This window comes from Rhodococcus sp. NPDC079359, from assembly GCF_040702585.1.
In the GTDB taxonomy this organism is placed as follows: Bacteria; Actinomycetota; Actinomycetes; order Mycobacteriales; family Mycobacteriaceae; genus Rhodococcoides.
Window position 1 is genome coordinate 395,082 of the sequence record NZ_JBFBLH010000002.1, and the last position, 17,917, is coordinate 412,998.

Sequence of the window (17,917 nt, forward strand, 5' to 3'; positions counted from 1 at the left end):
CATTGACAATAATCAACGTTAGCGCGGATGGTAGGGGTTGACCAGCGCAAAGGAGTGCAGCCATGACCGTTCTCGATGCCCCACGGGGGCTCCACAACGTCGTTGTCACCACCACATCGATCGGAGATGTTCGCGGCGACGAAGGTTTCTATCACTACCGCCAGTACTCGGCGATCGACATCGCGCTACACCTGACTTTCGAGGACGCGTGGTTCCTGATGGTCGAAGAACGATTGCCGGACGATTCCGAGCGCGCCGAATTCTTGCGTACGGTGGCACCGCTTCGATTCTTGCCGGAGGCCGTCGCAGCTGCGGTGAGGACGGTGGCGCAATCGGGTCCCGAGCAACCCCTCTTTGCGTTGCGGACGGTGTTGTCGGGGTTGGCAGGCGCAGTTCCCCTCTACGAGTCGTCGGAATCGGACAAGCGTGCGACCGCGCTACGTCTGTGCGCAATGACGCCGACCATTCTGGCTGCCGTACAAAGGATTCGGGCCGGCAAACAGCCCGTGGAACCGCGCGAGGATCTGACCACCGCGCAGAACTGGTTGTTCATGATCACCGGGCAGGTGCCCGACGCCGCCCACGCCCGAGCGGTCGACCGATACCTCACCGCCACGATCGATCACGGGTTCAACGCGTCGACCTTCACTGCGCGAGTCGTCGCGTCGACAGGTTCGGACATCGCATCCGCAGTGTGTGCAGCCATCGGTGCCTTCGCCGGTCCGTTGCACGGAGGTGCCCCGGATCGTGCTCTCGACGGGCTGGACGAGATTGCCGACGTCGATTCTGCAGACGCGTGGGCGCGAGCGAAAATCTCTGCAGGCGAACGCATCATGGGCTTCGGGCATCCGGTGTACCGCACCGACGATCCCCGATCGGTGATGCTGCGCGAGACGGCGCAGGAGTTGGGCGGGGAGCTCATCGACAAGGCGGTGCAGGTCGAGAAGGTCATCACCGCTGCGCTCGCCGATCTGAAGCCGGACCGCAAGCTGTACGCCAATGTGGAGTACTACGCCGGCGTCGTGATGGAGCTCTGCGGAATTCCTCGGTCGATGTTCACGCCCACCTTCGCCTGCAGTCGGATGGTCGGCTGGTGTGCCAACATCGTCGAGCAGTCACATGACAGCAAGATCATTCGCCCGATCGCCCGCTACGACGGCCCAGTGCCTTCGGCAGTGGCGCGAAAAAGTGCCGCCCAGGGCACCTAAGCACGCCACTGCGGCGGAGCCGCACCACGGTGTGCCATCATGATCATGCGCCGGTGCGCGCAGCGGCGGTGGGGCTCGCCGTAACCGAACCTCGGTCTTCGGACCGACAACAGTCCCTGTCTCGGCACTCGTATGTCCGCAGATAGGGAGCAGGTTGATGAACAATTTTTACGAGACGCACGGCGCTACCGCCGATGGGTCCCTGCCGGTCGACCCCGACAGCCCGGCCCCTTCCCGCCCAGTGCATGCCCAACCAGCCGCTATTGCGGCCGTAGCCCTCGGCGGCCTGGTAGGTACCGGTGTTCGATACGCGGCCGAGACCGCGTATCCGCCCAATCCGGGTCCGTTCCCTTTCAGCACTCTCATCATCAACCTCACCGGAGCTTTCGTCCTCGGGATGCTGTTGGAGCGTCTTGCGCACTCCGGCCCTGACGACGGCTGGCGACGCCGAATCCGATTGTGTATCGGCACCGGGGTACTCGGCTCGTACACCACCTACAGCTCCTTTGCTCTCGAGACCGTGGAACTGCTGCAAGATCATCGGGTGTTGGGGGCCGCGTTGTACATGACCATCAGTGTGGTCGTCGGTACGTTCGCAGCCGGGGCAGGCATAGTTCTCGCGCAACGGTTCGGTGCCCACACGGAGGACAAGCGATGATCGCACTGTGGGTCGTTCTCGCCGGAAGTGCCGGGGCAGTGAGCAGATTCGTGCTCGACGGCGTCATCCGCACGCGACTGAAGACCGAATTCCCCTACGCCACAGTGCTGATCAATGTCACCGGATCGGCCGTACTCGGCGTCGTGGCGGGGTTGGTGATGTTTCGGTCTGCACCTGAGCAGGTGCAGGCAACTATCGGTGTCGGGTTCTGCGGTGGTTTCACCACTTTCAGCACCGCAAGTGTGGAGACCATCCGCCTGCTCGAACGCCGCCGCTACGGGCTCGCCGCGTCCAACGCCATCGGCACGGCGTTCGCCACCACTGCGGTCGTCGGTGTCGCGATGATCGCGACGGCGTACATCTGATGAGGGCGCATGTTCGTTCTGCAGTGCACGATTCGAGGAGGCAATGATGTCAAGTTCAGACCACCACCGACGCAGCGCGGTAGAGCACATCGACGGACCGGACGGTGGTCCCCATACCCACAAGTGCCCGCTGGTCGTCGGTTACGACGGCGGCGACATCTCACATCACGCACTGACGTGGTCGCTGCAGTTCGCATCGGAGATCGGAGGATCTGTCCACGTCGTGCACGTGATCGACCTCGCCGACACACCCGTCGACCCGGACTCGGACAGCTACGAGGAGGACACCGAGGCTCAGGCGGGCCGCGAACGTGAGCGCGCTGTCGCAGCACTCGACCGAGAGGACGTCCCATGGACCTACGATGCGGTCTACGGAACACCCGGCGGCGCACTGGAGTCTTTCGGACGGAAGTACAACGCGCAGATGATCGTCCTGGGTGCGTCCGGCGGCGGGTTTGTCTCGGTGCTACGCAGATTGGGCGGCGAGTCCGCAGCCGACAATCTTGCTCGACACTGCGGTCGGCCGGTTCTGACAGTGCCCGCTTGACTCAGCTGAACCGTTTCGGCCCCAAACTCGACGAGCGCGTCCAGATCGTCGTCCGACCGTCCTGGACCCGAACGCTTGCCTCCATCCACAGTGCTCTGTCCGGACCCGTCGCCGGCCTTCCACGTGGTCTTGATCGATTTCCGAGAGCGAGACAGTCGAGTCACTGATAGGTCCTGAACCAACCTGAGCGAAGGCCGAATGATCACAGACTCTTGATTTTTGCGAACGGGTAGCTGCCGACGATTACGACGATGAAGACATAGGCGGCCAGCCCGGCCAACTCCCACGTTGTTCTGTCGCGTTGAAAGTCGGTGAAGATCCAAACAAGTGGAGCAAGCAGCAAAGTAGCGGCAGCGACGCCGCAGACCACGAATATCCTATTCGCCCGTGCACGCAGGTGCGGCGTGGTCTTCACTCGGTCCGGCACGTCGCGGCCGTAGTAATCGACGTAGAGCGCCTTTCCTCGAAAGCCGACTGAAGCGCCGTACGCGAACGCGCAAACTCCGACCATCAGTAGCAGCGCAAGTACGGTGTTCACTGCGCCGTTGCAGCTCGACGCGACTTGGCCAGCGATCTGTAGTTGCGAATTGTGTTGACGCACAACCATCCGGTCACGATGGGGGCGAAGAAGCCGAGTGCCAGGCCCTCGCCCATCAGCGAAAACACGACGACTGCGAACCCGATCAGCGTGACAGCCACCGAATCGATCTTTCGACCGATAGACGAACCCGAGGTCGCCACGATGCCGGGAAAGCGCGGCGAGTCGACAAGAATCCGTATCGCCGTGACGCACGCAATCAGTCCTGCAACGACCATGAATGCAAATACAGTCGTTTCACCCCAACCGATCTCGGCCCAGTTCAACTGCGGCTCGAACAGGCCGCGAACGAATGCCTCGAGTATCGGGACCGACGCGAAGTAACCCAGATACAGCAACACGATGGGTCCTGCCAGACCCGCAGTCGTCCGCCGATTCGCCATACCGAACGGTATCAAACGGCTCGGCTACGAGGTCGAAAGCAAATCCTCTGTCACCACGACAGTCGCAAATTCCCCGTGCAGGTTTGTCGCAGTCATTGCCGACAAAGTCGCCGCGGGCACCGTGGTTCCGTCGAGTGCGAGGCGATCGAAGGTGTGAGTGGCGTCTATGGCGAAGTAGGTGTCGTATCCGAGGTTGCCCGCCATGCGCGCGGTGGTCTCGCAACAGTGATTGGTGGTGATCCCGCAGATCACCACCTGGTCGATGTTCTCTGCGCGCAGCCAGGCATCGAGGTCCGGAGTGCCGTAGAAGCTCGAATTGACCCGTTTGCTGATCAGCAAATCCGGAGTTCCCTCGATGACGTCTTTGAACGCATGCCCCGCACCGGTCGGAGACAATGGCGACACAGGGTTGTCGGAGTCGTGTCGAACGAACACGATCGGCCATGCCTTCGACCTCCACACCCGTAGAAGCGCAGCAATATTGGTTTCGCACAACGGGTTGTCCCGCGGGCCCCAGAATTCGGAATCGTCGAATCCAGCCTGCACGTCGACGACGATCAGAGCAGGCCGTTCGAGGCGTATCGGCGGTACGTTCATGCTGTTCAGGCTAACCTCCGAAAGCCGTCGAGACCACAATGCCGGGTGGCCCCTTACCCACCCTCGTTCTCGTTCGATCAGCACACGGTAGTGCACTGTGCGGTGTGCGCCGTACTCCGTGAATTGTACTGAGCTGCACTGTGAACGGGTGATTACCCGGGACGCTGCTCACCACGCGGGAGAAGGACCGGAAAACCGCCGGCCGCGGCACGTGCTCGCCTCGAACGAAAACTACCTACTACCCGGCAACCGATTCACTACTCGATCAGGTCGAATTCCCAGTTGATGCGTTGGATCTCCAGATCCACCAGCCGGATCTGTCTGGCGATATCGTCTGCAGTAGAGCGTAATTCGGCAACCGGGAGGGCTGCGACATACACCAACTCCGACCGCAGCTGTCGCGGACCGTATCGACGCTCCTGTTCACGTCCCGACGCGGCGTCCGCGGCTGCTGAGATCGCCTTGTGACGCATCCGCAGCACGTCACGGGACGCGAGTGCGTCGGTGACGGTTCCGTCCCGCATCGTCGCGGCGCTGTTCGTCCGGTTGATCCTGCGAATGAGGACCTCGAGACGGTCGAGCACAGTTGTGTACTCCGACAACAGAATCGACGCATCTTCGGCCGGTGATTCACCGTCCTGATGGCGGGCGTTCGCCAGAATCCGAACCTTCAGATGTTCGGTGCGCTTGATCAGTTCCCCTCGTTCAGCGAGGGCCTCGGCAAGCTTCATGTTCTGCACCTCGGCGTTTCGAGACCGACGATGCTGTGACTACGGGCGCTCATGCGCCTTTCGACGTGTCGAATGAGTTCATGGAACAACAAGTACCACAGTCCGCCTGGATGCGGAAGAGACGGTGTCAGTGGCGCAGCTATCCGAGATCGAGAAGAAGTCGTTTCAACAGACCTGCAAGTTGGCGTCGCTCATCCGGATTCAACGATCCGAGCAGAGCTTCCTCGTTGGCCACGTGAGCGGGTAGCGCGGCATCCACTGCCGCGATCCCAGCCGGCGTCAATTGCACTATGACCACCCGACGATTGGTGGGATCGATCTCGCGTTCGACCAATCCCTTGTCGGTCAACCGATTCAAACGATGCGTAACGGCACCTGACGTCACCATCGCGCTGTCCAGCAACTGCCCGACGGTGAGACGATGCGGAGACCCGGCGCGCCGGAGCGTTGCGATGAGATCGAATTCGCCTGGTTGCAAACCGAATTCGGCCAGTACAGCCTGCGTGCGTCTGTCCAGGACGGACGCCGCACGGCTGATGCGGCCGATGACCTCCATGGGGCCGACATCCACATCGGGCCGCTCGGCCCGCCACTGCTGGACGATCCGGTCCACTGCGTCGAGTGCCTCGTTCGACATCGAGCCAACCACCCCCTCAACACTTCAGCGCTCAATTGTTTGACATTGTGCCACGCCCGTCTTACCGTTCAATGCTAGATAGTTCAACGTTAAGACGTTTGCCGACAGCGCCCCAGAGATGAGCTCCCGATGCGTACACCTCGCATTCAGACACACCCAACCGATGCTCGACGCCTCCGCGCACCAGACGTCGCCCCCCCGACTCTCGGATTGACGGCCGCTGCCGCACTCGCTCCCATCCTCTGGGGCACGACATACCTGGTGACCACCGAACTCCTTCCTCCCGACCGCCCGACGACCGCCAGCGTGCTGCGCGCGGTTCCCGCAGGGCTCCTTCTGCTGCTCATCGCTCCGGGCGTCCCCGCAAGGGGATGGAGACTCAAGATCGCGACCCTCGGTGTACTCAACATCGGATTGTTCTTTCCGATGCTGTTCGTGGCGGCCTACCGGCTACCCGGTGGAATTGCCGCCGTCGTGGGGTCCGCGCAGCCGCTTGTGATCGTGGCGATATCGGTGGTCTTCGGTTGGGGGCGAACGCGACCCGTCCAGGTTGGATGGGCCGCGCTGGCCGTCGTCGGGCTTGCGCTGACGGCGGTGTCCGGCACTATCCGACTCGACGCCATCGGCCTCGCCGCCGCAGTGGTCGGTGCCGTCAGCATGGCAACCGGCGTCGCTCTCACCAAGCGCTGGGGTGTGCCACCCAACACAGCCCGCTCAATTCCACTGCGTGGCAACTGATTATCGGCGGAATGGTCATCTCGCCACTGATTCCGATCGTCGACGACGGGCCATGGGCACTGGATGCCGAGGCTGCAATCGGCTATGCCTGGCTCGCAGTGGTGGGCGGCGCGTTGGCCTACTCACTGTGGTTTCGCGGTGCTCGCACTCTTCCCAGTGCCAATGTCACACTCCTCGGCGTGCTGAGTCCGCTCACTGCAGCAGTCATCGGATGGATAGTGCTGGGACAGAGCATGACCGGAGTTCAGTGCGTCGGCTTCGGCATCGCGCTCGTGGGTTCGATAGCCGGACAGTTCGTCACGACCTACCCACCGCGATCGGTGGCGTTGCGATAGAGAGAAGTCCCGGGCAGGAGTTCGTGAGAACTCCCGCCCGGGACGATTGCGACGCGTGCTCTAGCGAGTCATAAGTTCGTAGACCAGCACACCGGAGAGCGACAGGATGGAGAGGAATCCGAGGACACCGAGTGCGTTCTTCCACCACGTGTTTCGGAGGTCTCCCATCAATTGGCGGTTGTTGCTCATGACGTAGAGCAAGAAGCCGAGGAATGGGGCCACCAGCACGGTCAGAGCCTGGGCGACGATGATCAGTTGGATCGGCGACGAGGTGAACATGATCGTGATCGCCAAACCGAATGCCAGGATCGCGGCGCAGGTCACCTTCGCCGTAGGGGTACCGGGCGATGCTCCCCGGCCCAACGCGTCGGAGAGCATAGTTCCTCCGGCGGTGGCATTGGCCACCATCGAGGAGAAGGCCGCTCCCGACAGTCCGAGGGCGAAGATGGTCGAACCGATCGGTCCTGCAATGGGTTCGAATATTTTCGCCAGTCCGACCAAGCTGGTCGCTTCGGCATTCTGGCTCTCGAGTACCGCAGCGGCCACGACGATGACGAGCGCTGTCATGATGCCGGGGGCGACGATGCCGGGGATCGTGTCGGCAATGGAGGTTTGACGGTATTCGCCTCTGGTCCGGCCCCGTTCGTGGATGCCGTACGAGGTGAAGAACGCTGCGTTGAGTGAGAAGTTGGTGCCGACGAGCGCGACGATGAGCAGCAAGCTTCCCGAAGGGGCGCTGGGCATCACGCCGTCGAGCGCCATGTACCAGTCCGGCTTCGCGATGACCGCGCTGATGATGAAGGCGGCACCGAGGAGTCCGACGATGACGAGCAGCACTCGCTCGACTATGCGATAGACGTTGCGAAACAACAGGATCAGCGCCACGAATGCCGTGCAGGCAATCGTCCAGATCAGAGGCGAGCCGCCGAATACCATCGACAGCCCGAGTCCGGATCCGACGGCATTGCCGACCGAGAAGCACAGGGTGATGATGAAGACCCCGAAGCCGGCTGCGACACCGAATCGGTGCCCGAGGATGTCTTTGACCGAACTGATCAACGACGTCGGCGTCCGTATTCCCAGACGCACGCTCATATCGGCGTACACGAGCATGAACACCGTCGAGAGCACGACGACCCAGATCAACGCGTAGCCGTACTTGCTACCGGCCTCGACCGCACTGGCCAGGTTGCCGGGGCCGAATTGCCAGGCGCCGGCGATGAAGGCGGGACCCGCCATGGCCAGCGTGCTCAGGACGGTCTTCCATCGACTCGACATGGCAGGCGGTCCATCTGCGGTGATGGTGGACGCGGCTGGTGCCACCGGGGTCGTGCGGGGTTGACTCATGACGAGCCTTTCTGGTGACGCTCCGTACTCGCTACTAGAGGCAGTGTGCCCTCGGCTCGACGCGGTGGGGAGCGGATACGAAAAGTACGAGCGAAGGTCGGTGTGCGGCATCGATGGCCGGACGAAGAGGGCCACCGATGCCGACCGAGTGATCTGACGCGGTCTGTCCCTGCGAAGGAACTCAGACCAGCGCGGGTACTACCGAACCGAGGTTCGCGGAATCGAGTGCCGCCGCGATCTCTTCGTGAGCGCCTGCGGCGAGTGGCAGCAGTGGCGAGCGGACGGTGGCGTGCTCGAGGATGCCGCGGTGGACCAGGCCTTCCTTGAGCGCGACGGTGCCCTCCATGTGAGATCCGCGGTGATAGACGTTGGCGGTGACGGGCAGCAGACGGTCGTGGATGGCGCGTGCGGCCGGGTAGTCCTTGGCCTTGCCTGCGGCGATGAGCTCGACGAGGGGTTCGGGAGCCAGGCCGCCGTAGCCGACGAGGAGGCCGTCGACGTCGAACATGGTGTGCAGCAGGTATTCGTCGTGGCAGCTGAGGATCTGCAGGTCCGGGTTCTCCTTGCGCAGAACCGGGATCTCGCGGTCCCAACGGCGCATGTTGCGAACGCCGTTCTTGGTTGCGAAAACGCCCTCCTGAGCGGCGATTTCGAGCTGGGTGTCGAGGTTGTACGTCGCCTTGGTGACATCCGGGTACTGGAACAGGATCAGCGGTAAGCCCGATCCCTCGTACAGTGCGCGGTACCGATCCTGCGGTGCGCCGTCCTGGTAGCCGAAACGGAGCCAACCATGCGACGGGTACACCAGTCCGGCCGATGCACCGGCGTCGACCGCACGCTTGGCTTCTTCGACGGATACGGCCGTTCCTTCCCCGGTGATGCCGGCGATGATCGGAAGCTTTCCGTCGACCGAATCGCGGAAGGCACCGATCACCTTGGCCTGCTCGGCCTGGGTGAGGAAAGTGCCTTCACCCGCGTGACCGAGGACGACGAGACTCTTGACGCCGTCGACGCTGCCGAGCCAGGACCCGAGGCGCTGGATGGCGTCGTAGTCGACCTCACCATCGCGAGTGAACGGCGTGATCGGTGCTGGGCTGAGTCCGCGGAGATCGAGTGAATTCATGTTGTCGTCCTTCTCGAGAATCTGATGGGAACGTTGTCGGGAACGTTTGCATCACGCTAAACCGCTCGCCGTCGATGTGTCAACCATCACTTTGAAGATCAGGGGTGACAGGCATCGCATAGCGCGCTTGCAAACGTTCCTGGGACGTTTGCATGCGCCGCGGGCTGGCGATCTGTAAGTTCGGCCGTACCAGGAGTTTCAACGAACAGTCAGGAACTGCACATGCGTTCCACCCGAAGTGGGCTTTCGACGGAGCGCACAGACGCGGTCACACTGCGTGACGTCGCCAAGGCTGCCGGGGTCAGCATCTCGACCGTCAGCCGTGTCCTCGACGACCGCGTCGCACCGTCCCGATCCGCGACGGCCGTACGGGTGCGCGAGATTGCCGCGCATCTCGGATACCGGCGCAACACGTTCGCGTCGAATCTACGACGCGGTGCCACCGCCACCATCGGCGTCCTGGTGCCGCGCCTCTCGGACACCGTGATGGCGCTGATGTTCGAGGCCATCGACCGGGCAGCGGGCAGGGAGGGTTACCACGCCGTCGTCGCGACGAGCGGCGACGATCCCACCGACGAATGGAACGCTGCGCAGTCGCTTCTGGAGCGCAATGTCGATGGGGTCGTTCTCGCCACGAGCCGCACCGACGACCCCCTCCCCAGTCACCTGCGCGAGAACGGAATTCCGCACGTACTGGTGCTGAGAACCGACGGAAAGAGCCCGTCCTCGATCGGCGACGACGAGACCGGTGGATATCTGGCGGTTCGCCACCTCATCGATCTCGGCCACACCGACATCGCAGTGCTGACAGGACCTCTGTTCACGTCCAGCGCTGTCGGTCGTCTGGCGGGCGCGCACAGGGCATTTGCCGAAGCCGGCCTGCAACCACGCCCGGAGTGGACGATCGAGACCGGCTACGGAATCGAAGCCGGCGCAAGCGCAGGACACGATCTGCTCGACGGCTCAGGCCGTCCCACCGCCGTGTTCGCAGCCAACGACAACCTCGCCCTCGGAGTGTTGTCGGCAGCGCATCGCCACAATCTGGCTGTTGGAGAGGACCTTTCACTGGTCGGCTACAACGACATCCCGCTCGCGCAACTGTTGCCGGTTCCCCTGACCTCGGTTCGCACCGCATTCGACCAAATCGCCCTAACCGCAATGGAAATACTGCTCAACGGCGACGACGGCTCGACTCCGCTCAAAAAGGCACTCCCGACACTGATCCCGCGACAATCATCGAGCCGTGCGGCGAGATGAGTTCGTCAGCGGGACTGTGTCGGTTCTGGCTCATCGGTTTTGTCGTCGTTCTCACCGCGTCGTGCAGTTCGTTCGAGCCCGGCGAACGCAGGTCCATGAATGAAGAAGAAGTGTCGCGTGGTCTGCAGGACATAGCTTTCGACGTGCCGAGTGGCTTCGAGTTCGTTCAGGCCTTCACCCACACGGAGTTCGTCGGCCAGCCCGCGTGGCGGGCCCGATTCGACGCGCCGGGCGAGGCCGGCGACGACACAGCGCTATCGGCGGCAAACCCTTCCTTCCCGCCCCTGCAACCGGTGACGTGCGCCGCTGCATCGACGAGCAACTGGACTGCACTGGGCTTGACCTGCGAACCCGAGATGCTGTCCACCGCGCGTCCTGCGCAGGGAACGGCAGACCCCGTGACCGTCCTGCTCACCAGGAACACACGACAGTCGTCGCTGTTCATCTACTCCCAAGGCCACTGACTGTTGCAGCGACGCTATGCGGGCTGAAGCAATTGGAGGCCGAATCGGGTGCAACTGACCGCGCTGAGCGCGGCTAGCTGCACCCGATTTTGCCCGGCAGCGGAGTCCGGCACCTCGCTGACCACATCCTGCCGATCGATAGACCTGGGGACATATCTGTCGAAATCGCGACAGCCCCGCTACGATGCTCGATACATCAGACCGAACGGTCTTGAAAATGGAGGATCACATGCCGTATCTCGGTCTGCTGGTGATGTTGCTGTGGGTGTTCTGTCTGATCGACGTGATCACGGCCGACGATGGTGGAGTGCGATTCCTCCCGAAGATCGTGTGGTTGCTGTTGGTGGTGTTTCTCCCGCTCGCCGGCTCACTGGCATGGTTGTTCGCGGGACGTCCTGTAGGAGGCGGAATCTGGGGAGGTTCCGGCGGCGGCAACCGGCGCGCGAGCAACTCTGCGTTTCCTGAGTACGAAACACGCCCTGGCCGTCAGGCTGCCCAGAATCCCGATGCCGATGCAGAATTTCTCCGGCGATGTCGAGAACGTGCAGAGGAACAACGCCGACTCGAGCGCGAGCGTCGCAAGAGGGATCTCGGATTCTGATCAGTGTTGCTGAATCGGCGGCGACTCGATGGCGCCCCATCGCGACGGCGGCAGCACGATCAGGCGCGCTTTGCCGATGACATCACCGACGGGGACCGTGCCGCCCAGTTCGTCAGTGCTGTGAGATCTGGAATCGGCTGAGCCGCTGCGGTTGTCGCCCATCATCCAGAGATTGCCGGAGGGCACCGTCACGGGCCCGAAGCAACGGCCGGATCGAGGCGCCGTCTCGCAGGTGAGCGTGTCCTCGACGAACGGGAAATCCATGACGACGTACGGCTCGTCGAGTGGCTGACCATCCACCTCGACGCGACCTTGCGCATCGCAGCACTGCACGGTTTGCCCACCGATGGCGATGACGCGTTTGACGAGGTCGTTCTCGTCGGGTGCAACGAGTCCCGCCCATGAACCAGCGTCCTGTAGCGCTCTCGCTATCGGGTTGGTCGGCCGCGCGGAGGTGTACCCGACGTTCCACGACATGGTCGGTGCACGGAACACCACCACATCACCCGGCTCCGGGTCATCGAATCGAAAGGTCATCTTGTCCACGACAATCCGATCGCCTGTGCATCCCTTACATCCGTGCAGCGTCGGTTCCATGGACTCGGAGGGTATGAGATAGACGCGGCCGACGAACGTCTGCAGAGAAACGCTCAACACCAACGCGACGACAACCAGAACGGCTATCTCGCGAAGCCAGGGCGGGATTCTGCGTCGGTGGATATCGTGAGCCTTCGTCATCCTGGCAGCCTAGAGCGCAGCCGTTGCGTAACGTACTGAGCATGTTGTTTTTGGGCCTTGTGGTCGCGGCACTCGGTGCGATGATGATGACCGATGCGACGCTGCGCCTCGCACGAGTCAACGAAGGGCATCGACTACCCATGACGTGGGGCAAGTTCGCGGTTGCGCCATCGAAGGACGTCACGCAGCGGCGGGTGGGAGCACAAGCAGTGTCTGCCGTCGGCGCTTGGATCGTGCTCGACTCGATGTGGGATTACCGTGCGGCGACGCCGTCCATGGTCGCCGGAGGCATGACTCTCATTGCTGCAGTTGCACTTCCGGTCATCGCTGTCACCTCGTCCCACAATCGACGCCTGTCGACCCCGGGACAGTGACCATCCGAGCATCACGAATTCTCGAGGTCGAGAGCTTCCCAGGAACTCGTGTCCCGCAGCATCTGTCGATCGTGTGTGGACACCACCACCGCGGCATCGGTTGCCTCGAGCGCCTGGGTCAATTCGTCAACCAGAGCGATGGACAGGTGATTCGTCGGCTCGTCGAGCAGTAGAACGCTCGGGCGGCAGGCGAGAGCCAGTGCGAGATCGAGGCGGCGTTGTTGCCCCATCGATAGTTCGCCGATCCTCTTGTTCATCTCTCGCGACTGCAGCAAACCGAGAGAGGACAACGAGACCGCCCCGTCTGAACGTGATCGAAAGTACTCTCCCGCTCTGCATTCCGGCGGCAATTCTGACTCCTGACGCAGCAGAACGACCCGCGCATCGTGCGCTGCACGCACCTGGCCGGTCGTCGGTTTATCGTGCCCCGCGAGCACGGAGAGGAGTGTGGACTTCCCGGATCCGTTGGGCCCCGTCACCAATTGCTTGATGCCTGCCGATAGGGTCAGCGACACAGGCACACCCAGTCGCCCCTCCACCGTCACATGTTCGGCAACCAGCAGCGTTCCGCGCTGTGCAACGATTGTCGGAAACCGGAGCCGCTGAGGTGGTTCCGGAACTGGGAGCAGCTGCGATTGCAGGTCTTCCTGCCTGCGGTGCACGTTTCGCACCAGACCTCCTGCACGGGTGGCGCGTTGATGCTTGTCTGTGCCTTTGCTCGGCCGCCAACTGCTGACCAGTCTGTTCTGGGCTCTGCTCAGATCTTCGTGGAGCTTCACAGTCATCGCCAACTGCTGTTCGTACTCCTGCTCCCACTTGATCCGCTCGGCAGCGCGGCCGGCCCGGTAGCTGGCATAGCCCGCACCGTAGACGCGCGGGCGACCGTCCGGAGTCGGATCGAGATCCAGGATCTGTTGCGCTACATCGGACACGAGAGCTCGGTCGTGGCTGACCACCACGACACCACCCGCCCGACCTCGAAGCCGTTCGGCCAAATAGTCGAGGCCGAAGCGGTCGAGGTGATTGGTCGGTTCGTCGAGAAGCAGAAAGTCGTGATCTCCTCCGAGCAAACAGGCGAGTCGAACCCGGTATCGCTGTCCAACAGACAGCGTCGACAGAAGCCGGGTTCTGTCGGTTACTGCACCGAGTCCGTCGAGCGCAATGTCCAGTCGCCGCTCGGCGTCCCACGCGTCGAGGGCCTCGGCGCGCTCCAACGCTGATGTGAATCTCTGCTCAGCTCGATTTGTGCCGGAGGTGAATTCTCGCGCTGCCGAGTCGAGACTCGCCAACGCCGATATCGACTCGGCGATGGATTCGCGGAGGACTTCCCTGACAGTACGTTCGTCCGTGGTGACCATTTCCTGCTCGGCAACATCGAGGGTCCCGACACGTGACACGGTTCCCGAGTCTGGCGTCAACCGCCCGGCCAAGACGTTGAGGAGGGTGGACTTCCCGCGCCCGTTCTCCCCCACAATTGCCCACCGAGATGCGGGTGTCACAGCGATGTCGACACCGGTCAAGACCGGTGAGCCACCGAACGTGACTGCGATGTCGGAGGCGATGAGTTGCGCGTTGGCGCGCGCACGGAAAGAAGAAAAGTGTGGCATTCGATCTCCGAAGAAGAAGCACAGCAACCTAGCTGCGCGTGGGTGACGGACGGACCGGGTAGGTCCGGAATCGGCGGCACCGCCGAATGCGGGTAGTTCCCACGTTCGACTCGGCCAAAGAAGCCGTCACTCGAAGATCAGATGCATGCTCGGACGGTAGCAAGCCGAGCCAGCGGCCCACCACCGGTTTTCGTCGGTTTCCCGGTGCAGTGACGTGATTGTTCGTTACTACGTTTTCAGCGGTCCACATCGGTCGTTGTCGAAGGCGCGAGAACGTACGCGAAGGCATAGCTCACCGCTGTCAGTATTCCGAGCACTAGCAAGTACTCCGGGTCCAGAGATGAATTCCCCGAGCCCACCTTGGTCCATGCGAACAGTCCGCCAACCGAGAGCATCGCGGCCGCTGCCGAACACAGCGCGAATCGATGTCTCCACCGATTGCGAGTCCGCGGTGGCCAGAACGCTGCAGTCCGAGCTGCGTAGTGTCCACCGGCGACAGCGAACAGGCCCACGGCCAGTCCGAACGCGCCACCGACGACGATGGGGAGGGTCAGGTCCCACCACCGACCGTCGACGATCGGCCAGATGAGCACCGCAGCCGTGCCCGCACCCACGGTCGCAGCCGAACCGAGCTCCTTGGCGACCCAATTCATGAGACTGACTCAAACACACAGCTTCACGTCGATTGAATTCGGTGCACCCAGCCGCGCTGAGCGCGGCTCAGTGCACCCGATTCGCTCTGTGGAACCGCTTCGGCGCAGTGAACGTCCAAGTGGACATGCTCGATGAATGGCTGGCACAGCACGACGGCGTGATCACTCGCGCGCAGGCGGCGCTCTGCGGCCTGAGTGGCGACGCTGTGGATCGCTCGGTTCGCGCGGGTGCGTGGCGAACAATTCATCGCGGGGTGTACTTCGTCGTGGACCGCCCATTCACTGCGGACGCACGCATTCGGTGCGCTGTGTGGGGTGCGGGACCGAACGCTGCGCTCAGCGGAGAAGCCGCTGCCTTCTGGCACGGAGTGATCTCCGTAGCGCCGAGCATTATCGAGGTCACCACCCCACGCAGGGGGCGAAGCCGCGCCGAGGGCTGCCGACTACGCCGCCGCGACATTCACAACAAGGACATCGTCGAGCGGCGCGGACTTCGTGTCACGTCTCTCGAACTCACCGTACTCGAAGCGTCGATAGGTAAGGCGCACATCATGGATCGGGCACTTCAGCGACACACCGACCTCGAGCGATTGCAGCGAGCAGATGCACGAAACCCAGGTCGCACCGGCGCTCCCGAAGCGAAGCGGCTGCTGAAAGTCGCAGCGAACGGTGCACGCTCCGAGGGCGAGCGTCTCCTGATTCGAGAGTTCCGGGCCCGCAAGATCGGCGGCTGGGTGGTCAACTATCGATGGGGCGGATACGAACTCGACTTCGCGTTCCTCGCCGAGATGGTGGTGATCGAAATCGACGGCTGGGCATTTCACTCCGATCACGACGCGTTCCATCAGGATCGGATCAGGCAGAACGACATCATTCAGAGCTGGACGATCCTTCGCTACACCTGGGTCGACCTGACCGAACGAATGGACCACGTGATCGCCGAAATAGTCGCTACTCTCGATCGAATCCGGTGCAGCCAGCCGCGCTGAGCGCGGTCAGCTGCACCCGATTTCATCGCCGCGAGGACCTGGGCGGACTGTACGACCCATCGAGTCGACTTCTGATGCGACGGATCGCCTTCCATCCCGCGGGAGTCACCGCGGTGCTGACTATCGCGCCGATCATGACGCCCTGGAACAGGGCAGACCACTGGCCGGGGCTGCCTCCGAACAGCGGCCATTTGTACACGATCGCGAGAACCGCGAGGAGCACCAGAGCACGCATACCTGCACCCTCCCATGACACGGTCAGCGCCGCGAACAATCCGGTACCGTGGAGAAAACGGACAAACTGGACCGCACGAGGTCGGAGGCCGAGATGCAGAAGCCATTTCGCGAGTGGGTCATGACCGGTGCACTGAGCAAGAAGTGCGGCGCAACCCGGGCCGATTACATCAATGCGCTTGCCCTCGTGCCCGCAGTCGGTATCGGTTTCCTCCTCATGCACTTGACGATCACCTCGGGCTCCACCACGCTCGATATCGCTGCAAGCTGCCTGGGCGGTGCCATCACCGGCTTCCTGTATCTCTACATCGCGTATCGAGTCGAGTCACGTAAGCACCGCGGGCCTGCCCCTGCGCCGCCGCTGGGTGCTCGGCCGACACGGCTTTGAGATTCCCCAGCCCCGCCCGACCCACCGGATCAATGCGACTCTCTTGCACTCCGACCGACTGAAACCCACATTGATCCAGATCTCAGGCGCGCTTGGACGAGTACATTCGCTCGTCTGCGATGCGCAGTAACTCGTCCGGGTCGGTGGTCGGTTCCCAACTCCATCCGACGCTCACCGAGACCGGGACGACAATGCCGTCGATGTCGTAGGGGCCGGCGAGGAGGCCACGAACACGGTTGGCAAGGCGCTCGACTCCCTCGGCAGATCTGGCGGAGTGCAGTAGGGCTACGAATTCGTCACCGCCGATGCGGCAAGCAATATCTCGAGTGCGGGTGTTGTCCAGGATGCGACGGCCGATTGCCTGGAGTACCCGGTCCCCCACTGCGTGGCCGAACCGATCGTTGATGGATTTGAAGGAATCGATGTCCACGAAGAGCATTCCGACCGGGCGTTTGCTGACCGATTCCTTCAGCGCATCCAGCTCGGCCATCAATCGTCGTCGATTACCCAACGCCGTCAGGTCGTCGATCAGCACCTGGCGTTCGAGCGACGCCTCGGCAGCTTTGCGGGCGGTGATGTCCTGGATCTGCGCGATGATGACGTCGCCGGATTCGTCGTCGCGCACCACGGTCGCGTTTCGCTGTACCCAGATGGTGGCACCGTCCTTGCGGATGTATCGCTTCTCCGACGCCACGTTCGTCAGCGTCCCGTCGGCCAGTCCCTTGAGGTGTTCGTCGGCGAGGGGGATGTCGTCGGGATGGGTGATGTCTCGAAAAGTTTTCTGCCGCAATTCTTCTGCGGTGTAGCCGAGTAGTTCGCACAGGGCCTTGTTCACCTGGAGCCATCGTCCGTCACGGGTCATCACTGCTTTGCCGATCGGGGCGTTCTCCATGACGTTCTGGAACAGCCGGATCGCGCGATCGCGCTCACGTTCGACCTCGGCGCGCGCACTCACATCGACGACCAACGCGGTGAACCCGACGACGGCACCGTCGACGATATCGGGCACATAGGTTGCCTGAGTGACGCGCACGGCACCGTTGACGTCGATGAGGGTCCGGTCGAACTGCTGCTGCTCGCCCGCGAGGACGCCGGTGATGTACGGCTCGTTCAACTGAAAGAGAGCCTCGCCGAGCAGTTCGCTGAGGTGCTTACCGACCAAATCCCGAGGTTCGATACCGAAATAATCCGCATACACCTGGTTGGCGTACACATTCCGCAGCGAGCTGTCCCAGTACCCGATCATCGAGGGCAACTGATCGACGGCGCGACGCATGACCTCGCTCGATGCGTTTCGCGTACCGGTCATGGACCACCTCGTTTGTGACGCCGACCGCGCAACGCT

General features: G+C 62.6%; 24 protein-coding genes. 12 read left to right on the top strand and 12 right to left on the bottom strand.

Translation table 11 applies throughout. The features are described 5' to 3' along the window. Positions 1-62 precede the first annotated feature (62 nt). From AB0362_RS06555 to AB0362_RS06570, 4 genes are all read left to right on the top strand, one after another. Complete coding sequence (locus AB0362_RS06555; RefSeq protein ID WP_366235211.1) at positions 63-1,208, top strand: citrate/2-methylcitrate synthase; 1,146 nt, start codon at positions 63-65, stop codon at positions 1,206-1,208. 157 nt (positions 1,209-1,365) lie between these two features. Continuing rightward, positions 1,366-1,866 (top strand): fluoride efflux transporter CrcB, encoded by a 501-nt coding sequence (gene crcB / locus AB0362_RS06560; protein ID WP_366235212.1) that lies wholly within the window; start codon positions 1,366-1,368, stop codon positions 1,864-1,866. Next, a complete protein-coding gene (gene crcB, locus AB0362_RS06565; RefSeq protein WP_366235213.1) occupies positions 1,863-2,231 on the top strand; it encodes a fluoride efflux transporter CrcB in 369 nt (122 codons plus the stop codon). Before crcB (AB0362_RS06560) ends, crcB (AB0362_RS06565) begins: the two co-directional genes overlap by 4 nt. A gap of 46 nt (positions 2,232-2,277) precedes the next feature. Beyond that, entirely contained in the window at positions 2,278-2,778 is a 501-nt protein-coding gene (locus AB0362_RS06570) for a universal stress protein (RefSeq protein WP_300520906.1), read from the top strand. A gap of 202 nt (positions 2,779-2,980) precedes the next feature. Here the strand turns inward: AB0362_RS06570 and AB0362_RS06575 are convergent, their stop codons facing one another. The 5 genes from AB0362_RS06575 to AB0362_RS06595 form a co-directional block, all read right to left on the bottom strand. Continuing rightward, positions 2,981-3,316 (bottom strand): hypothetical protein, encoded by a 336-nt coding sequence (locus AB0362_RS06575; protein ID WP_300520905.1) that lies wholly within the window; start codon positions 3,314-3,316, stop codon positions 2,981-2,983. Next, positions 3,313-3,759, bottom strand: coding sequence for a hypothetical protein (locus AB0362_RS06580; protein ID WP_366235214.1), 447 nt, complete (start codon positions 3,757-3,759; stop codon positions 3,313-3,315). Before AB0362_RS06580 ends, AB0362_RS06575 begins: the two co-directional genes overlap by 4 nt. 24 nt (positions 3,760-3,783) lie before the next feature. Continuing rightward, positions 3,784-4,356, bottom strand: coding sequence for a cysteine hydrolase family protein (locus tag AB0362_RS06585; RefSeq protein ID WP_366235215.1), 573 nt, complete (start codon positions 4,354-4,356; stop codon positions 3,784-3,786). Positions 4,357-4,613: 257 nt separating this feature from the next. Then, a complete protein-coding gene (locus AB0362_RS06590; RefSeq protein ID WP_149407457.1) occupies positions 4,614-5,087 on the bottom strand; it encodes a DIP1984 family protein in 474 nt (157 codons plus the stop codon). A gap of 139 nt (positions 5,088-5,226) precedes the next feature. Beyond that, on the bottom strand, positions 5,227-5,724 hold the full coding sequence (locus AB0362_RS06595; protein WP_366235216.1) for a MarR family transcriptional regulator: 498 nt from the start codon (positions 5,722-5,724) through the stop codon (positions 5,227-5,229). A 129-nt stretch (positions 5,725-5,853) separates the two neighbouring features. Here AB0362_RS06595 and AB0362_RS06600 point away from each other — a divergent pair, with 129 nt between their 5' ends. Together AB0362_RS06600 and AB0362_RS06605 are read left to right on the top strand one after the other, a co-directional pair. Beyond that, positions 5,854-6,462 (top strand): EamA family transporter, encoded by a 609-nt coding sequence (locus AB0362_RS06600; protein ID WP_366235217.1) that lies wholly within the window; start codon positions 5,854-5,856, stop codon positions 6,460-6,462. A gap of 11 nt (positions 6,463-6,473) precedes the next feature. Next, positions 6,474-6,797, top strand: a complete 324-nt coding sequence (locus AB0362_RS06605) for an EamA family transporter (protein WP_366235218.1) — start codon at positions 6,474-6,476, stop codon at positions 6,795-6,797. Positions 6,798-6,857: 60 nt separating this feature from the next. Here AB0362_RS06605 and AB0362_RS06610 read toward each other — a convergent pair whose 3' ends face one another. Further along, the gene (locus AB0362_RS06610) at positions 6,858-8,075 is read right to left on the bottom strand and encodes an Nramp family divalent metal transporter (RefSeq protein ID WP_366235431.1); all 1,218 of its coding nucleotides are present in this window, start codon (positions 8,073-8,075) and stop codon (positions 6,858-6,860) included. A 250-nt stretch (positions 8,076-8,325) separates the two neighbouring features. Further along, a complete protein-coding gene (locus AB0362_RS06615; RefSeq protein WP_068055215.1) occupies positions 8,326-9,267 on the bottom strand; it encodes a dihydrodipicolinate synthase family protein in 942 nt (313 codons plus the stop codon). A 222-nt stretch (positions 9,268-9,489) separates the two neighbouring features. Here AB0362_RS06615 and AB0362_RS06620 point away from each other — a divergent pair, with 222 nt between their 5' ends. The 3 genes from AB0362_RS06620 (at position 9,490) to AB0362_RS06630 (ending at position 11,589) form a co-directional block, all read left to right on the top strand. Continuing rightward, positions 9,490-10,524, top strand: coding sequence for a LacI family DNA-binding transcriptional regulator (locus AB0362_RS06620; RefSeq protein ID WP_366235219.1), 1,035 nt, complete (start codon positions 9,490-9,492; stop codon positions 10,522-10,524). Further along, complete coding sequence (locus AB0362_RS06625) at positions 10,521-10,988, top strand: hypothetical protein (RefSeq protein ID WP_366235220.1); 468 nt, start codon at positions 10,521-10,523, stop codon at positions 10,986-10,988. Before AB0362_RS06620 ends, AB0362_RS06625 begins: the two co-directional genes overlap by 4 nt. 229 nt (positions 10,989-11,217) lie before the next feature. Then, complete coding sequence (locus AB0362_RS06630; protein ID WP_366235221.1) at positions 11,218-11,589, top strand: PLD nuclease N-terminal domain-containing protein; 372 nt, start codon at positions 11,218-11,220, stop codon at positions 11,587-11,589. Here the strand turns inward: AB0362_RS06630 and lepB are convergent, their stop codons facing one another. Then, positions 11,590-12,327 (bottom strand): signal peptidase I, encoded by a 738-nt coding sequence (gene lepB / locus AB0362_RS06635; RefSeq protein WP_366235222.1) that lies wholly within the window; start codon positions 12,325-12,327, stop codon positions 11,590-11,592. Between the two features lie 41 nt (positions 12,328-12,368). Here lepB and AB0362_RS06640 point away from each other — a divergent pair, with 41 nt between their 5' ends. Next, positions 12,369-12,701, top strand: a complete 333-nt coding sequence (locus tag AB0362_RS06640; RefSeq protein ID WP_366235223.1) for a hypothetical protein — start codon at positions 12,369-12,371, stop codon at positions 12,699-12,701. Between the two features lie 11 nt (positions 12,702-12,712). On the opposite strand, the gene AB0362_RS06645 is transcribed toward AB0362_RS06640, so the two are convergent. Continuing rightward, positions 12,713-14,308 (bottom strand): ABC-F family ATP-binding cassette domain-containing protein, encoded by a 1,596-nt coding sequence (locus tag AB0362_RS06645; protein ID WP_366235224.1) that lies wholly within the window; start codon positions 14,306-14,308, stop codon positions 12,713-12,715. A 236-nt stretch (positions 14,309-14,544) separates the two neighbouring features. Beyond that, complete coding sequence (locus AB0362_RS06650; RefSeq protein WP_366235225.1) at positions 14,545-14,961, bottom strand: hypothetical protein; 417 nt, start codon at positions 14,959-14,961, stop codon at positions 14,545-14,547. A gap of 41 nt (positions 14,962-15,002) precedes the next feature. Here AB0362_RS06650 and AB0362_RS06655 point away from each other — a divergent pair, with 41 nt between their 5' ends. Then, the gene (locus AB0362_RS06655; protein ID WP_366235226.1) at positions 15,003-15,950 is read left to right on the top strand and encodes a type IV toxin-antitoxin system AbiEi family antitoxin domain-containing protein; all 948 of its coding nucleotides are present in this window, start codon (positions 15,003-15,005) and stop codon (positions 15,948-15,950) included. A 22-nt stretch (positions 15,951-15,972) separates the two neighbouring features. Here AB0362_RS06655 and AB0362_RS06660 read toward each other — a convergent pair whose 3' ends face one another. After that, entirely contained in the window at positions 15,973-16,185 is a 213-nt protein-coding gene (locus AB0362_RS06660) for a hypothetical protein (RefSeq protein WP_366235227.1), read from the bottom strand. A gap of 93 nt (positions 16,186-16,278) precedes the next feature. Between AB0362_RS06660 and AB0362_RS06665 the strand changes: the two genes are divergently transcribed. Continuing rightward, a complete protein-coding gene (locus tag AB0362_RS06665; RefSeq protein WP_366235228.1) occupies positions 16,279-16,572 on the top strand; it encodes a hypothetical protein in 294 nt (97 codons plus the stop codon). Positions 16,573-16,654: 82 nt separating this feature from the next. Here the strand turns inward: AB0362_RS06665 and AB0362_RS06670 are convergent, their stop codons facing one another. Next, positions 16,655-17,881 carry a PAS domain S-box protein gene (locus AB0362_RS06670; RefSeq protein WP_366235229.1) on the bottom strand — a complete coding sequence of 409 codons (1,227 nt, stop codon included), beginning with the start codon at positions 17,879-17,881 and terminating at the stop codon, positions 16,655-16,657. Positions 17,882-17,917 lie beyond the last annotated feature (36 nt).

Bases quoted from the DNA above. Each gene is read 5' to 3' on its own strand.
- AB0362_RS06580 (WP_366235214.1), bottom strand. From the start codon at position 3,759: ATGGCGAATCGGCGGACGACTGCGGGTCTGGCAGGACCCATCGTGTTG.
- AB0362_RS06570 (WP_300520906.1), top strand. From the start codon at position 2,278: ATGTCAAGTTCAGACCACCACCGACGCAGCGCGGTAGAGCACATCGAC.
- AB0362_RS06590 (WP_149407457.1), bottom strand. From the start codon at position 5,087: ATGAAGCTTGCCGAGGCCCTCGCTGAACGAGGGGAACTGATCAAGCGC.
- AB0362_RS06625 (WP_366235220.1), top strand. From the start codon at position 10,521: ATGAGTTCGTCAGCGGGACTGTGTCGGTTCTGGCTCATCGGTTTTGTC.
- AB0362_RS06595 (WP_366235216.1), bottom strand. From the start codon at position 5,724: ATGTCGAACGAGGCACTCGACGCAGTGGACCGGATCGTCCAGCAGTGG.
- AB0362_RS06630 (WP_366235221.1), top strand. From the start codon at position 11,218: ATGCCGTATCTCGGTCTGCTGGTGATGTTGCTGTGGGTGTTCTGTCTG.
- AB0362_RS06605 (WP_366235218.1), top strand. From the start codon at position 6,474: ATGGTCATCTCGCCACTGATTCCGATCGTCGACGACGGGCCATGGGCA.
- AB0362_RS06670 (WP_366235229.1), bottom strand. From the start codon at position 17,881: ATGACCGGTACGCGAAACGCATCGAGCGAGGTCATGCGTCGCGCCGTC.
- AB0362_RS06585 (WP_366235215.1), bottom strand. From the start codon at position 4,356: ATGAACGTACCGCCGATACGCCTCGAACGGCCTGCTCTGATCGTCGTC.
- AB0362_RS06600 (WP_366235217.1), top strand. From the start codon at position 5,854: ATGCGTACACCTCGCATTCAGACACACCCAACCGATGCTCGACGCCTC.
- AB0362_RS06660 (WP_366235227.1), bottom strand. From the start codon at position 16,185: ATGCGTGCTCTGGTGCTCCTCGCGGTTCTCGCGATCGTGTACAAATGG.
- AB0362_RS06640 (WP_366235223.1), top strand. From the start codon at position 12,369: ATGTTGTTTTTGGGCCTTGTGGTCGCGGCACTCGGTGCGATGATGATG.
- AB0362_RS06650 (WP_366235225.1), bottom strand. From the start codon at position 14,961: ATGAATTGGGTCGCCAAGGAGCTCGGTTCGGCTGCGACCGTGGGTGCG.
- AB0362_RS06665 (WP_366235228.1), top strand. From the start codon at position 16,279: ATGCAGAAGCCATTTCGCGAGTGGGTCATGACCGGTGCACTGAGCAAG.
- crcB (WP_366235213.1), top strand. From the start codon at position 1,863: ATGATCGCACTGTGGGTCGTTCTCGCCGGAAGTGCCGGGGCAGTGAGC.
- AB0362_RS06615 (WP_068055215.1), bottom strand. From the start codon at position 9,267: ATGAATTCACTCGATCTCCGCGGACTCAGCCCAGCACCGATCACGCCG.
- AB0362_RS06645 (WP_366235224.1), bottom strand. From the start codon at position 14,308: ATGCCACACTTTTCTTCTTTCCGTGCGCGCGCCAACGCGCAACTCATC.
- AB0362_RS06620 (WP_366235219.1), top strand. From the start codon at position 9,490: ATGCGTTCCACCCGAAGTGGGCTTTCGACGGAGCGCACAGACGCGGTC.
- AB0362_RS06610 (WP_366235431.1), bottom strand. From the start codon at position 8,075: ATGTCGAGTCGATGGAAGACCGTCCTGAGCACGCTGGCCATGGCGGGT.
- AB0362_RS06555 (WP_366235211.1), top strand. From the start codon at position 63: ATGACCGTTCTCGATGCCCCACGGGGGCTCCACAACGTCGTTGTCACC.
- lepB (WP_366235222.1), bottom strand. From the start codon at position 12,327: ATGACGAAGGCTCACGATATCCACCGACGCAGAATCCCGCCCTGGCTT.
- crcB (WP_366235212.1), top strand. From the start codon at position 1,366: ATGAACAATTTTTACGAGACGCACGGCGCTACCGCCGATGGGTCCCTG.